Raw genomic sequence first — 13,471 nt, forward strand, 5'->3', positions numbered from 1 at the left:
CTGCGCCTCGGTCAGATCACGCCGCCACGGGTGCCGGCTCGGCTCGCGGTTTCGGGAACGGCCGGAACGTCATCGCCATCAGGAAGGCACCCAAGCCCATCGCCCAGGAGCCGATATAGAGCCAGGCGTAGCTGGAAAACGCATCGTAGATCAGGCCGCCGGCGAGCGGGCCGGTCGCCATGCCGAGGCTGCCGGCCATCGCGGTGCCGCCGATCACCGTCCCCATCATCTTGAGCGGAAAGTTTTCGCGGACGATCACCGCATAGAGCGGCATGGTACCGGCGTAGATAAAGCCGAACACCATCGCCACCATGTAGAAGGTCGTGAGCTCATGGGCGAAGACGTAGGCGAGCGCGCCGAAGGCTTGCGCGAGCAGGCCCGAGACCAGCACGCGCTTGGCGCCGAGCCGATCGCCCATCAGGCCGAAGGCGATGCGGCCACCGAGACCGGCCAATCCCTCGACGCTGTAGATCGTCACCGCGGAGATCAGCGGGATGCCGCAGCTCACGGCATAGCTGACGGTGTGGATGATCGGGCCGGAATGGGTAGCACAGCAGAAGAAATTGGTGGCGAGCAGGATCAGGAATTGCGGCGAGCGCAACGCTTCGCCCACCGACATCTCGGCTTGCGGGCCGTCCCCGCCCACTGCCGCGACCGGCGGATGCGCCAGTGCCGGCGGACGGCGGACCAGGAGCGACACCGGGATCATGATGACGGCGACGACCAGCGCCACGATCTGCATCGCGGTACGCCAGTCGTGGTTGGAAACCAGCCAGGCGGCGAGCGGCGCCATCGTCATCGGCGCCACGCCCATGCCGGCCGACACCAGCGAGACCGCGAGGCCGCGATGGGTGTCGAACCAGCCGGTGACGGTCGCCATCATCGGGGCAAAGATCGCAGCACAGGAGGCGCCGACCAAGAGGCCGAACACGAACTGGAACACGATCAGCGAGGTCGCATGGCTCGCGGCGAACAGGCTAAGCGCCAGCACGATCGATCCCGTCAGCACCACCGGCAGCGGACCGAACTTATCCGTCAGCGTGCCCCAGGCCATGCTGGTGAAGGCCATCGCCAGAAAACCGATCGTCATCGCGCCGGAGATGCCGGTCACCGACCAGCCGGTGTCCTTGGCGATCGGCTGCAAAAACACCGGCAGCGAAAACATGCCGCCGATCGCGACGCAGCCAAGCAAGCCGCCGGCGGCGACGATCACCCAGCGATAAGAGGAAGCATTCATTGTTGTCTCCCGTCAGGTCTGTCTGGGTGGAAGACGAATGGGAACCGGGCAGGCCGACAGCTTAGCGCAAATTTTTACGGCGGTGACCACCAACAAAGGGGCGAAAACAACCCCATGCACAGTAGCCGGCCGCTGCGGGATCAATGACTTACTCTGCCGGTGATTGTCACTCACGATGTCACACCGCGATTTGACACGTCGGGCAAAACACCGGCATGATGTCATCATCCCGCACACAGCATCGCATTACTCCTGCTGCATCCGCTTGGCGCGCTGGCGCCAATCGCTGACGGTGAGCCATAGCGCCGAGACCAAAAAGTAGATCGCACCGACGCCGGCATAGCCCGCGACATTCGCGATCGACGGCATTGCGGGCGTCGTGGCCTGAAAGATGAAGACCCCACCTGCGAGGGCCGACTGACCGCCGCTGAGCACCATGGCCCATTGCGCGCCGAGACTTTTCCAGCGCCGGATCGCCGTCCCCAGCTGGAGCAAGCCGGACAGGATCGCCCATGCGCCGAACACGCCGAGCACCCAGTTCATGCTCGTTTGCAAGGCGACGACGACCGCGACCGATGTCGCGAGGCTGACCACAACGTTCAGCGCCTGCGTGCGGTTTTGCGTGAGGCCGCCGCTGCGCAAGACGTCGACGAAATTGGCCGCGGCGTCCCATGCCGGATAGAGCACGAGCAAGGCGCCGGCGATCGCAGCCGACGACGGCGCAACGGCGAACGCGGCAACGCCCCAGGCGACGGAGAACGCCGCACGGAGGAAGTAGTACTGTTTGAGCCACTGCTCGCGATCGTCACGAACGAGATCCATCTGATGATGCGTCATTGCCTTCACTCCTTTACCTACTAGTTGGTAGTCTTCACGCAGCAAGATGCGTTCACCCGGATGCTGCAGGGTGTCGTTGCCGTCTCGCCGATGTCTCTCAGTGTTTCGTGGACAGCCGATCCAGCAGCGGAGCGGTAATCACACCGAACATCTTTGGATCGCCATAGGCGCGCGCCGACAGCATCGCGCCGTGAATGGTCGCCATGAATCCTTCGGCCTCGACCCGTGCCGTGCCGGAGAGTTTGAGCTGCCCCTTCCGTTTGCCGCGCTCCATCACCGAGGTCAGCCAGGACGCCAGGAAACGGAAATGCGAGCGGACTTCGAGCGCCACCCCCTCCGGCAGCATCGGAAGCTCGCTCGCCAGCAGCGCACAGACGCAGAAGGGCGCCGTCGCATCGCTGATGCAGGCCTCCCAATACCCGACATAGCTTTTGAGCTGCCCGCGCGGATCCGGGATGTTGCGCTCGAGCGCCGCCAGGCCCGCCTCAGCCTCTTCGCGATAGCGCGACACCAGGGTGCGGACGAGATCGACCTTGCTGGCGAAATGATGGTGGATGCTCGGCTTGCGGATGCCGACGACTTCGGCGACGTCGGCGTAGCTGAAGCCGTTGTAACCGCCCGCAATGATCAGCGTGCGGGCGCAGGCCAGAATGTCATCGGCGGTCGAGGAAACATTGGTCATGGAGAACAACTACCTTCCAGTTGGTAGGGCGTCAACAACGAGGTGCTTCACTCCCCCGTGAGTGCTAGGAGCCTCACATGACCGTTCGCCCGATCGTCCGCTATCCCGACCGCCGGCTTGCCATGCCCGCCCGCCCCGTCACCGCCTTCGACGACGGCTTGCGCGAGTTGGCAGCCGACCTGCTGGAGACGATGCGCGCCGCGCCCGGCATCGGCATCACAGCGCCGCATATCGGCGTGCCCTTGCGCGTCGTCGTGCTCGAGCTCGACGCCAGGATTGGCGCGCAGACCTACGTCAACCCCGAGATCGAATGGGCCTCGCCGGAGATGATTTTGCACAAGGAAGGCAGCGTCTCGATGCCCGGCGTCAATGACGAGGTGCAGCGTCACGCGCGCGTGCGGATCAACTATCAGGATCTCGACGGCAACACGCATAGCGAGGAGTCAGACGGCTTGCGCGCCGTCTGCCATCAGCATGAGATCGATCAGCTCGACGGCCTGTTCTGGATCCAGCGGTTGTCGCGGCTCAAGCGCGAGCGGCTGGTGAAGAGGTTCGAGAAGATGGCGCGAACGTAATCCGCCCTACGCGCTCTGCCCCTCCCGGCCTTGGCGATGGCTCAAGTTGCGTCCCCCTCGACAATCACGCCCAAGAGCTGCAAACGACGCGCACCAAGACCAGCGATCGGAAAGCACAGCCAAATGCGTAGGGCGGACTAGCGAAGCGTAATCCGCCGATCTTGCGGTATTACGACGCAAACGCCACAAGCAATTTGAGCGGTCTCGACAACCTCACCGCCAAGCGAAGTGTGGGCCGCCGCCCGCCTCAAGCTAAAGGATACGGAGGTCACCTGAGTCGAGTTGGCGAAGCGGCTCAAAAACACATGGCCTCAAGGCGACCGAAGCCTCAAATTGCAATCCGGCTGTTGTTGGGGCATATTTCGCGCAACATTCACGATCTCCTCATACGGCTGCGGCGAACTCAAGGCCTAAGAACAATGCCGAGTAGAACTCGGCGCACGCCTACTTGAAAGCCCCATACGTATACGCCTCCTGGTACGCATCTGGACTCGACGCTTCGACCATGTCGCGCAGTTTCGCCAGATGCGCCGCGAACTCGGGGCTCTGGAAGACCGCCGCCTGCTCGTCCGTCGATTGAAATTGACTGATGAGCACGGCCTTCGAGCCGTCGATACTCCGGTACATACGCCCGCCGATGAGCCCGTTCGGCCGATTTGCCATCGCCTCCGCGAAACTCCTCTGCGCCGCGACGAACTCCTCGATCCGACCAGGCTTGACCAGGAGAGTATTGATCGTCGTCATCGCTTTCATATCCGCGCCCTCGTTGATTGATAAGGCACGCTAGAAGGCCGTATCCATTCTTGCCAGTTATGATTCATGATGGATATACTCACCATCCGTGAGCTTAACCCATCTCGACCTCAACCTGTTACTGACCCTCGATGCCGTACTCTCCGAGAAGAGTGTCGCGCGGGCGGCGGAGCGGCTGCATGTTACGCCGTCGGCGGTTAGTAACGCACTCGCGCGGTTGCGATTGGCGCTAGGGGATCCGCTCGTGGTTCGTAACGGTCGCGGTATCGTCCCGACACCGCGCGCCGTCGAGCTTGCACCAGCACTGAGAAGTGCGCTGGACCATCTCGATCGCGCCATCCGCAGCGAAACCTTTGATGCGGCAACGACGACACGACAATTCACGATCGCGGTCTCTGACGCCGGGCAGATTTCATGGCTGCCGGCATTCGGCCGCATGATGTCCGACAGAATGCCACGCGCCAAACTTCGCATGATCGGGATCGACACCTATCTTGCCTGGGGCGGCCCTCCCAGCGTCGAGGTCGATCTGGCGATCGCGGCCATCGAGGACGCCGCGCTGGATGTACATATTACGCCTCTTTACAACGAGAAGAGCGTCCTTGTTGCACGACGCGACCATCGGTGGGCGGGGCGGCGCCTGACGAAGCATCAGCTGTCGATGTTGCAGCACGTCGACGTCCAGGTGGCGCCCGGTCGCGGCTACCGGCAACTCGCACAACTCTATGCGGGCCTTGGGATCGAACGGAGTGTCGCCCTGGTCGTGCCCAGCTTCGTCGCTGCCGCGGCCGTCGTGGCTGAGACGCATTTCGTGGCAACACTTCCGGCCAGTCTCGTCGATGCCTTCAAGACGCAATTCAAGTTAAGTGCGCTACAGGCGCCGGTTCCGGCGCTCAAGACCGCCGTGAATCTGATTTGGCATGCCAGAACGAACGACGACCTTGCAGCGCGCACTTTGCGTTCGCTGGTGACCAGATCGTTCGAGCCGCCAGGAGGCTCGCGCCAAATGCGACCCTGAGAAGCACGTGATACATAGCAGTTCGCAAGTTCGGGCGATATGATCAGAACCTGCCGGCATCCCCGTGGGAGGTTTTGGAATGGATTTTTCCGGGCGCTGCGCCTGCGGCGCGGTTCGTTACACCATTGCCGCCGCGCCGATCCGCGGCTTTCAATGCCAGTGCAGCGACTGCCAACGCGATACCGGGAGCGGCCACAGCTCTGTCTTCGTGTTCGCGCGCAACGCGGTCTCGGTGACCGGCGAGGTGCGCGAGATCGCACGCACGGCTGACAGCGGCGCAGTCAAACGCAAGGGGTTTTGTCCAAACTGCGGCTCGCCGATCTACAATCAGCCGGGCGAGAAGCCGGAGTACATCGGGATCTATGTCGGCACGCTGGACGATGCCAGCACCTTCAAGCCATCCATCGTGCTGTTCTGCTCGCGCGGTTACGACTGGGATCGTCTCGATCCCGACATCCCCAAACTGCCGGAATGGCATTCGGGATCGAAATAGCTGGAGGCCGCGATCGCTTGAACCGAAGGCCCTGCCACGACGACCACAGAAGGTTCGGCCTCAGGGGGCAGCGTGGAAAAGGACCGCACCGGTGGAATGACACCGATTGCTGTCCTCAGCATCATCCTGGGCGGGATAGGCATCCTCAACGGGTTGTTCCTGCTGATGCTGAGGTCGTAGCATGGGAGCGCGTGGCGGGCATCCGACGCAAGCGCCGCGCGCCTGCGCAACGGTCAGGACGGTAGCAAATCGACGAATGGATTAAGCACCGGCACGCCAAGCGGCTCGAAGTGCCTGACGTTGCGGGACAGGATCGTCAGCGCGTGCTGGCGTGCCGTCGCAGCGATGATGATGTCCGCAAATCCGGGCGCATGCCCCTGCCCACGAGCCCGGTCCGATAGCGTTCCCGCGAGACGCGCGGCCGCTGCGTCAAACGTCAGGATTCGGCCGCCATAGAGATGCAACACGGCCTCGAGCCATAGCGCCAAGTCCTTGCTCCTGCGCGTCGCTTTCTCGCGACGCAGCTTGGCTATTCCGTCCTCAATCTCGGTAATCGTCACGACGGACAAGAACAAGGAGGCGGACTGCGTCTCCATCCATTCGGCGAGTGCGACCGGCACCGGCCGGTTCGGCGAGACGGCAAATATGACGTTGGTATCGACGAGGTACACGCTTCAGAAGTCGGTCTTGCGCAGCTTGGATCGATTGCGCACCGGCAAATCGCCCGTCCTGACGGGAGCCGACATCAGCAGTCGCCCAAAGCTCGGGACCTGCGACAGCCGCCGCCATTCATCGTAACTCAGGACGACCGCCTGCTTTTTGCCGTGACGCGTGATCACCGCCGGCTTGCCGTCGATGGCCTCATCGACGACTGCCGAGAGATTGGCCTTGGCATCACGAAGTTGGATTTCGCGCATGGAGCACCTAAGTGTGACTACTGTAGTCATATAAGATTACAGCCAATGGTTCAAGATGCCCCAGATCTTCCCGCAGATAAAATTTCGGCAGGCACCGCGTCCGAAGCAACCGCCGAATGTCTCCAACGGCACGATCAGAGCACGGGTCGTTCCGGCCTTAAGGACCCAATGTTCGGCAGCCCAACAAGCTCCGCGTCGGCAGCTTAAACGCTCAAATGCATTGAGCATCGATAAGGCCAGCAATGCTGTTGAAAACCGGTGCATTCGCGCCGGACGAGTGCCGATCGCACGGTGCAAAACGCTTTTGCAGGTTGCATCGAGGGCCGCGCGCAAAAGCACGGTGGTTTCCGTGCCAAACATGAGGTGTCCCCTCGATGCCGGCTGAGAAGAGGTTAATCGCACTCCAGCTTACTGCGAGAGGGAATCGCCTGAGTTTCCGCCGTTCTTCACAGTCGCTCCCTTTGCTCGGCAGAGCTTTCTGATGAATGCCGCGATGGCATCGTAAGCTTGCAGCAACGGTGGGCTCAAAGAAAAGAAGGAGCCGAGCGCGATTGCAATTATTGCATGCCGAAGCGAAAAACCCTCGTCAGCTTCCGCAAGCTGGCTATTCGGATGGATCGATGCAGGCGATAGGCCGCTATGACGACCCTGACCATTCGCTCTCCGCGACCTTCGCGGGGGGATCATGATCACGACGAAGAGAACATTTATGAGCAGCCAGATGCCCAAAACAATGAACAGGGTGCGCATCGGAAATCCCAAAAAATATAATTCGGTAAATCAGTCACGTTACTTCTACGTATGTTTCAAGCTCCCGTCACAATCATCTAGCTGCCGTGCCGAACGCAAGGGAAAAGCGCGTTCTCCTCCCCAAGACCGCCGCAGGACCGACGGGCGAACGGCGCTGAAGCGCTTCCTCCGCTACACCTGCTTGCACCGACGGCCTTCATGAAGTGCAAAAGACGGCAGGTGCGTCGGCGGAAACCATCCTCGCGCTGGCAGCAGCGGGCTCACGCTGACGGTTGGCTCGCTAGACGCCGGACTTCTGCCAGCGAAGCATCGTTGGTCGGCCGGACAGCTTACGATGTGTCGACTCGACAAATGCCCGAGCACGTAAAGTGCACGGGGAAGCTCTATTCTTCCCCTGCGCTAGCGCGACGGTAGACGCCAAGTTCGCGCCGCCTTCTCTGTTCTGCTCAAGAAATAGGTATTACTACACCGTAATCGGACCAGAACGTGGCACAAATGCGACAACCCGGCACATTTGCATACCTTTCCCGCATTTTGCCTAGCCTATGGTTCCAGTCCTTGCGAAGGTTCGGGGAATTTCATGGGGGGACCCCGCGACCGATAATTCGGAAGCGGGCGGAGGTAAAATTGTTTAAACACATTCTCATTCTTACTTCATTGGCACTGGCTCCTTGCGGCGGCGCATGGGCCGAGCCGTTCTCAATCAATGACGCGTTGAAGCAGGCCGTGCGCACCAATCCTGGAGTCGGTGAGTCGTCCGCCAACCGCCGCGCCACCGAGAGCGAACTTCGACAGACACAGAGCACACTGCTTCCGCAGGTGCGTGTAGAAGCGCGCTGGGGTCCCGAAAAATTCGACCAGAGCGCTGCCGTGATAACCGGCACCGCCCTGCCCGTCCCAGTCGTCGGAAACGGCTCGTGGCGCAACGGATCGCAGGAATCCGTCGTCGTCCGGCAGATTTTGTTCGATGGCTTTGCCTCGATCCACGACATCTGGCGACAGACGGCGCGCGTTAACGCTGCGGCTTTCCGTGTTCGCGAGCGTACCGAATTGATCGCTCTGGACGCAGCGGAGGCCTATGTCGACGTCGTGCGCTATCTGCGGCTGGTCGCGCTCGGTGAGCAGAACGTCGCCAACCACGAGAAGATATTCGCCAACGTCAACACGCGCTTTTCCGGCGGTCGCGCCGGCGAAGGTGATCTCGAACAGGCACGCGAACGGGTTGAAAATGCGCGCGCGACGCTCTCCGAGTTCCGCCGGAGCTTGGAAGAGTCCCGCGCCAGGTACCGCAAGGTTGTCGGAATCGAACCCATCAATCTTCGTTTCCCCGGACCGCTCGGCGGCTTGCCGAGAACCCGCGATGAGGCCCTTGCGACCACGGTACGATTCAACCCGACCATTCAGGCCGCTCAGGCCGACGCCGATGCGGCAAAGCATGCGTTTCGCGTGACTGATGGCGCATTTGTTCCAAATTTCTCGCTCGAAGGGCGGGCAACGCACAACGACAACACGTACCCCTATCTTGGCGTGACTCACGACGACTACAGCGGCAAGGTCGTCATGTCCTGGGATGTCTTCCGCGGCGGTCAGGACGTCTGGCGACGGTCGGAGATGTCCGAACGCTACGTCGAAAGCACTGCGCGACATGCACGCCTTCAGCGCGATGCAATCGAATCCATCGACAAGGCCTGGGCCGCGCGGACGGAAACCGTGACCCGGATCGCCGCGCTGACGCGGCAGCTCGAGGCTGATCGCAAGACGATTGTGGCATTCCAAAAGGAATATGAGCTTGGCCAGCGTTCGCTGATCGACCTTCTGAACGCACAGAACCAGTATTTCAACGCGTTGGTTTCGTTGACTTCGGCTCGTGGCGTCGTGGTGTTCGCCGACTACCAGCTTTTGGCGGCCATGGGCACGTTGCTCGAATATTTGAAAGCTCCGCCGCCTGTTGATGCAGCCCCGATGGATCTTGGGATTCTCGGAACGCCCGACTACAAGGTGCCGACGCTGCGCGTGAAGCTGCCCCAGACCGGCTCAGAGCCGCTGACCGTCCCCGTGCCTGCACCGGAACGCGTTACTGCCCGCCTGGGCTATGCGAGCGAAGCGCCCGGACCTGATGCGTTCAAGGACAGATGGCCGTCGCGATCCAATCATGCGAGCCTAGTGGGAGCGTCAGAATGGATCACGCAGCAGCGAAGCACCAACGATCCGGTCATACTGCAAACCTCTCCCGCCACCGCATACGCGGCCGATAGAAAGCCGCATTGGCTGGCGACGGCATTCGACCCGGTTCAAAGATAGTCCCAATTCCACCAGTGGAGTCGGTCCGTGATCGGCGAAAGGCGATTTGAAGATTAACCTTTAGTCGTGCTTTTTGCCGATTAACCAATTGATTCAGTGTGCTTTCCGCTAAGCTGGAATGAACGGTTCGCTTTTCGCTCCGCATTATTTCATTTTGGACATTCGCATTTGTCGTTTCGAGCATCCGAGTCAGCGCGCACGCATGGCCACTCCGTTGCAGAGCGAGCCGTTGCGTTTGAACCGAAGCAAGCAACGGCTCGCCTCGAAGGCGACGACCCACTTGCTTCATCGCTCATCTACCTGGCGTCGTACCACGGCCGTGCCGTCAGCCGCGATGCACTCCTCGGTGGCCTGCCGGTCCTGGATGGTCGGTTGTCGGTTCCGCTCTATGACCGCGCAGCGCAACGCGCGGGCCTCCAGACCGAAGCCGTCAAACGCGACATTGCCGACATTCCCGCGCTGGTGCTGCCGGCCGTCCTCATCATGAAGAATGGGACGACACTGATCCTCCTGGACTTCGACAAATCCGGAAGCAATGTCAAAGTCCTCGATCCGTCCCTGACGAGCAATATCCCTCAGCTTCAAGCGATTCAGACCATCTCGGCCGGCTACACCGGATACGCATTCTTCGTCAGGGCTACGGTCGAAAGCAACGCACGCGCCGTCGCTGCCGGCGATCTGCCGCGAAGCCATTGGTTCTGGTCGGTGGTCAAGGTAAATTGGCGCAGCTACGGTCACATCGCGCTTGCAGCCTTTCTGATCAATATGCTGGCGCTGGCGACGCCGCTTTTCACCATGAGCGTCTACGACCGCGTCGTCCCCAATGGCGCGCTTCCTTCGCTGATTGCCCTGTCGATCGGAATGGGGCTGGCGATTGCGTTCGACTTCATCTTCCGAACCGTTCGCAGCCGCATGATCGATGTCACCGGCAAGACGATCGACGTAATCCTCGCTGCCAACATTTTCGAGCATGTGATGGGCGTGAAGATGGCGCAGCGTCCCCCTTCGGTGGGCATCCTCGCCAATCAGTTGCGCGACTTCGATTCAGTTCGCGAGTTCTTCACGTCCGGCAGCGTCGTATCCGCGACAGATCTTCTGTTTGCAATGCTGTTTGTCGGGATCCTCTTCGTCATCGCCGGGCCGCTGGCCTGGATACCTCTGGTGATGTTGCCGGTCATGCTCCTGATCGGCTTGGCACTGCAGCGCCCGCTGAATCGGGCCATGAAACGCCAGCAGGCCGAAGCTGCGGCACGCCATGGCGTGCTGGTGGAATCGCTGTCCGGCCTCGAGACGATACGTGCGACCGGCGCCGAATCGCGCATGCAAACGGCTTGGGAGCGATCCGTCGCAGCAACGGCCCGCTCGGGCGAAGACGTCCATTTCTGGGCTTCGCTCGCGCTTACGAGCGCTAATACGGCCCAGCAGCTTACCAGCCTCGCGCTGATCGTCGTCGGCGTATTCCTCATACTCGACGGAAAGCTCACGGTTGGAGCGCTGGTGGCGGCAAACATGCTGGCGGGACGTGTTCTGGCTCCGATCGCCGGGATTGCGTCGGTAATCACGCGCGGCACCCAAACGGCGAGTTCGCTAAAGGCCATCGATCGCATCATGTCGCTGGAGCGCGAGAGATCTCCTGCGCGTGCCTATGTCTCTCGGCAAATCCGCGAAGGCGCGATCGCTTTCGAAGGCGTCAGCTTCACTTACCCCAGCGCGCCCGGCAAGGCTCTCGACAAGGTATCCTTCAAGATCGAAAGCGGCGAGAAGGTCGGCATTATCGGACGCATTGGTTCCGGCAAGACAACCGTAGGACGCCTTCTGCTCGGCTTCTATGAGGCGCAGGAGGGCCGTATCCTCGTCGATGGCGTCGATTCGCGGCAATACGATCCATCGGACCTGCGGTCGGGGGTTGGCTTTGCGATGCAGGACACCGAGCTGTTCTTCGGAAAGCTGCGCGACAACATCGCGCTGGGCAAGCCCGAGGCAACCGACGAGGAAGTCCTGGCCGCGGCACGGCTGGCGGGCGTCGAGACGTTCGTCGCGGGCCATCCCATGGGCTACGACATGCCCATTTCGGAAGGCGGCCGGAGCCTCTCAGGCGGCCAGAAGCAGGCAATCGGCCTTGCGCGCGTGCTCATCAGGAAGCCGCGGATATTGTTTCTCGACGAACCAACCGCCCACTTCGACATTCGTAGCGAAGCCGAATTTCTCGAGCGCCTGAGGACGTTGCGCGGAGAGCAGATCACGATTCTGATCTCGACGCATCGCCTTTCACTGCTGAACATGGTCGACCGCCTCCTGCTGTTCGATAACGGCCGACTGGTCGCCGACGGTCCCCGCGACAAGGTTCTCGCGCTCCTGCAGGGCAAGCCGGCGCCGTCGACGTCGAGCCAGGACCAGATGCCGGCGGCTGCCGAGCAACCCGTCTCACCCATGGCCAGAACCAATGTCGTCTGATTTCGCATTCGCCAACGATGTTCGGGCCGCCGCCGCGCTTCGCGCGCCGCGGACCTCTCGCATGCTGCTTGTAGCATCCCTTGCCATGCTCACCGCGTTCCTGACCTGGGCTCATTTCGCCGTGCTGGACGAGGTCAAGCGAGGCAATGGCCGCGTTGTGCCCGCACGGCAGATGCAGGTGGTGCAGTCACTCGAAGGCGGGATCGTCGGCGATATCCTCATCCAGGAGGGAGCGATCGTCCAGCAGGGCCAATCCCTGATGCGCATTGACGACACGAAATTCGCCTCCGAATTCGGCGAGATCAGGGAACGGCGGGCAGCGATGGCAGCCCGTGTCACGAGGCTTGAGGCCGAAGCCAGAGGCAAGGGCGAGCTTATTTTTCCCGATCAGCTTGACCAGGTGGTGCCGTCGGCCGTGGCCACGGAAAGCAGTGTGTTCAAGATGCGCGCGCAGAAACTGGCGCAGGATGTCGACGTCCTGAACCAGCAGGTCACCCGGCTCGGCGGCACACTCAAACTGCTGGATCGAGAGCTGGCGTTGACCCGCAAGCTGTACGATCAAAAGGTGGTGCCGGAAATCGAGATGTTGCGGCTCGACCGCCAGGCGACCGAGATGAGAGGACAACTCGCGGAGGCCCAATCCAAGATCGCAAGCACGGTCTCTTCCTTCCGCTCCCAGGCGGACGAAGATCTTGCGAAGTCCAAGGGCGATCTGGCCGTGCTCGATGAAAACATCAAATCAGCGCAGGACCGGGTCCGGCGAACCGACCTCAAGGCACCCGTGCACGGGATCGTCAACAAGTTGAACGTGACCACCGTGGGGGCCGTCGTGCAGCCCGGGGCCAACGTGATGGACATCGTCCCCCTCGACGACACGCTGCTGGTCGAAGGCCGTATCCGCCCGCAGGACATCGCCTTCATTCGGCCCGGCCAGGACGCAGTGGTGAAGGTTTCGGCCTACGATTCGTCCGTCTATGGCTCGCTGAAGGGCAAAGTCGAGCGTATCAGTGCCGATACGATCGTCGACGACAAGGCCGAGAAGACGCCGGAACGCCAGGAGAGCTTCTACCGCGTCATGGTGCGGACAGAGAAGAACCACCTGGGTACGGAGCAAAAGCCGCTCCCGATCATTCCCGGCATGGTCGCGACGGTCGAGGTGCTGACCGGCGAGAAATCGGTCCTCGATTATCTGGTGAGGCCGGCCCGCACGCTGCGCGACGAAGCCCTGCGCGAGCGTTGAGCCCTCGGCAAGGTTAACGGAGCGCAAAGGTCGCGGCGACAATTGGCCGGTCCCCCGAAGCGCGGAATTGACCGCCTTTGCGACAAGGCTCCTTCCCTCTCCCCCGCTTTAACCTCGTCTAAGCGTCGCAGACCTCAGTCTCGATCCGACAACAGGATCGGGGCGTGGATCGACGCGATAGACGTTGACGACGCTCCCGGCGCAGGGGACGTCG

The 13,471-nt window shown here is 61.6% G+C and carries 14 protein-coding genes; 6 read left to right on the forward strand and 8 right to left on the reverse strand.

All coding sequences use genetic code 11. The annotated features are described in order from the left end of the window. Window positions 1–16: 16 nt before the first annotated feature. The 3 genes from K3F49_RS09435 to K3F49_RS09445 all read right to left on the reverse strand — a co-directional run bounded on the left by K3F49_RS09435 (window position 17) and on the right by K3F49_RS09445 (window position 2,756). The gene (locus K3F49_RS09435) at window positions 17–1,237 is read right to left on the reverse strand and encodes an MFS transporter (RefSeq protein ID WP_234680657.1); all 1,221 of its coding nucleotides are present in this window, start codon (window positions 1,235–1,237) and stop codon (window positions 17–19) included. A 246-nt stretch (window positions 1,238–1,483) separates the two neighbouring features. Then, window positions 1,484–2,074: a DUF308 domain-containing protein gene (locus tag K3F49_RS09440; RefSeq protein WP_234680658.1), complete on the reverse strand. Its 591-nt coding sequence runs from the start codon at window positions 2,072–2,074 to the stop codon at window positions 1,484–1,486. A 97-nt stretch (window positions 2,075–2,171) separates the two neighbouring features. Continuing rightward, window positions 2,172–2,756 carry a TetR/AcrR family transcriptional regulator gene (locus K3F49_RS09445; RefSeq protein ID WP_234680659.1) on the reverse strand — a complete coding sequence of 195 codons (585 nt, stop codon included), beginning with the start codon at window positions 2,754–2,756 and terminating at the stop codon, window positions 2,172–2,174. Window positions 2,757–2,833: 77 nt separating this feature from the next. Here K3F49_RS09445 and K3F49_RS09450 point away from each other — a divergent pair, with 77 nt between their 5' ends. Beyond that, window positions 2,834–3,331 carry a peptide deformylase gene (locus tag K3F49_RS09450; RefSeq protein ID WP_234680660.1) on the forward strand — a complete coding sequence of 166 codons (498 nt, stop codon included), beginning with the start codon at window positions 2,834–2,836 and terminating at the stop codon, window positions 3,329–3,331. Between the two features lie 444 nt (window positions 3,332–3,775). Here the strand turns inward: K3F49_RS09450 and K3F49_RS09455 are convergent, their stop codons facing one another. Further along, window positions 3,776–4,084, reverse strand: coding sequence for an antibiotic biosynthesis monooxygenase family protein (locus K3F49_RS09455; protein ID WP_234680661.1), 309 nt, complete (start codon window positions 4,082–4,084; stop codon window positions 3,776–3,778). Window positions 4,085–4,172: 88 nt separating this feature from the next. Here K3F49_RS09455 and K3F49_RS09460 point away from each other — a divergent pair, with 88 nt between their 5' ends. Then, on the forward strand, window positions 4,173–5,102 hold the full coding sequence (locus K3F49_RS09460; protein ID WP_234680662.1) for a LysR family transcriptional regulator: 930 nt from the start codon (window positions 4,173–4,175) through the stop codon (window positions 5,100–5,102). A gap of 79 nt (window positions 5,103–5,181) precedes the next feature. Beyond that, entirely contained in the window at window positions 5,182–5,595 is a 414-nt protein-coding gene (locus K3F49_RS09465; RefSeq protein WP_234680663.1) for a GFA family protein, read from the forward strand. A gap of 233 nt (window positions 5,596–5,828) precedes the next feature. Here K3F49_RS09465 and K3F49_RS09470 read toward each other — a convergent pair whose 3' ends face one another. The 4 genes from K3F49_RS09470 to K3F49_RS09485 are packed head-to-tail and all read right to left on the reverse strand — an operon-like array spanning window position 5,829 to window position 7,262. Beyond that, window positions 5,829–6,266 carry a type II toxin-antitoxin system VapC family toxin gene (locus tag K3F49_RS09470; protein WP_234680664.1) on the reverse strand — a complete coding sequence of 146 codons (438 nt, stop codon included), beginning with the start codon at window positions 6,264–6,266 and terminating at the stop codon, window positions 5,829–5,831. Window positions 6,267–6,269: 3 nt separating this feature from the next. Continuing rightward, window positions 6,270–6,512 (reverse strand): type II toxin-antitoxin system Phd/YefM family antitoxin, encoded by a 243-nt coding sequence (locus K3F49_RS09475; RefSeq protein ID WP_234680665.1) that lies wholly within the window; start codon window positions 6,510–6,512, stop codon window positions 6,270–6,272. A 36-nt stretch (window positions 6,513–6,548) separates the two neighbouring features. Continuing rightward, window positions 6,549–6,872 (reverse strand): hypothetical protein, encoded by a 324-nt coding sequence (locus tag K3F49_RS09480; RefSeq protein WP_234680666.1) that lies wholly within the window; start codon window positions 6,870–6,872, stop codon window positions 6,549–6,551. A 48-nt stretch (window positions 6,873–6,920) separates the two neighbouring features. Continuing rightward, window positions 6,921–7,262: a hypothetical protein gene (locus tag K3F49_RS09485; protein WP_234680667.1), complete on the reverse strand. Its 342-nt coding sequence runs from the start codon at window positions 7,260–7,262 to the stop codon at window positions 6,921–6,923. A 627-nt stretch (window positions 7,263–7,889) separates the two neighbouring features. Here K3F49_RS09485 and K3F49_RS09490 point away from each other — a divergent pair. The 3 genes from K3F49_RS09490 to K3F49_RS09500 all read left to right on the forward strand — a co-directional run bounded on the left by K3F49_RS09490 (window position 7,890) and on the right by K3F49_RS09500 (window position 13,257). After that, entirely contained in the window at window positions 7,890–9,563 is a 1,674-nt protein-coding gene (locus K3F49_RS09490) for a TolC family outer membrane protein (RefSeq protein WP_234680668.1), read from the forward strand. A gap of 294 nt (window positions 9,564–9,857) precedes the next feature. Next, entirely contained in the window at window positions 9,858–12,017 is a 2,160-nt protein-coding gene (locus K3F49_RS09495) for a type I secretion system permease/ATPase (RefSeq protein ID WP_234681408.1), read from the forward strand. After that, window positions 12,007–13,257, forward strand: a complete 1,251-nt coding sequence (locus K3F49_RS09500; protein WP_234680669.1) for an HlyD family type I secretion periplasmic adaptor subunit — start codon at window positions 12,007–12,009, stop codon at window positions 13,255–13,257. Before K3F49_RS09495 ends, K3F49_RS09500 begins: the two co-directional genes overlap by 11 nt. Window positions 13,258–13,471 lie beyond the last annotated feature (214 nt).

The organism is Bradyrhizobium monzae (assembly GCF_021458635.1).
Taxonomy (GTDB): domain Bacteria; phylum Pseudomonadota; class Alphaproteobacteria; order Rhizobiales; family Xanthobacteraceae; genus Bradyrhizobium.

Coding starts and splice junctions, on each gene's coding strand:
- K3F49_RS09435 (WP_234680657.1), bottom strand. CDS start 1,237: ATGAATGCTTCCTCTTATCGCTGGGTGATCGTCGCCGCCGGCGGCTTG.
- K3F49_RS09440 (WP_234680658.1), bottom strand. CDS start 2,074: ATGACGCATCATCAGATGGATCTCGTTCGTGACGATCGCGAGCAGTGG.
- K3F49_RS09445 (WP_234680659.1), bottom strand. CDS start 2,756: ATGACCAATGTTTCCTCGACCGCCGATGACATTCTGGCCTGCGCCCGC.
- K3F49_RS09450 (WP_234680660.1), top strand. CDS start 2,834: ATGACCGTTCGCCCGATCGTCCGCTATCCCGACCGCCGGCTTGCCATG.
- K3F49_RS09455 (WP_234680661.1), bottom strand. CDS start 4,084: ATGAAAGCGATGACGACGATCAATACTCTCCTGGTCAAGCCTGGTCGG.
- K3F49_RS09465 (WP_234680663.1), top strand. CDS start 5,182: ATGGATTTTTCCGGGCGCTGCGCCTGCGGCGCGGTTCGTTACACCATT.
- K3F49_RS09475 (WP_234680665.1), bottom strand. CDS start 6,512: ATGCGCGAAATCCAACTTCGTGATGCCAAGGCCAATCTCTCGGCAGTC.
- K3F49_RS09480 (WP_234680666.1), bottom strand. CDS start 6,872: ATGTTTGGCACGGAAACCACCGTGCTTTTGCGCGCGGCCCTCGATGCA.
- K3F49_RS09485 (WP_234680667.1), bottom strand. CDS start 7,262: ATGCGCACCCTGTTCATTGTTTTGGGCATCTGGCTGCTCATAAATGTT.
- K3F49_RS09500 (WP_234680669.1), top strand. CDS start 12,007: ATGTCGTCTGATTTCGCATTCGCCAACGATGTTCGGGCCGCCGCCGCG.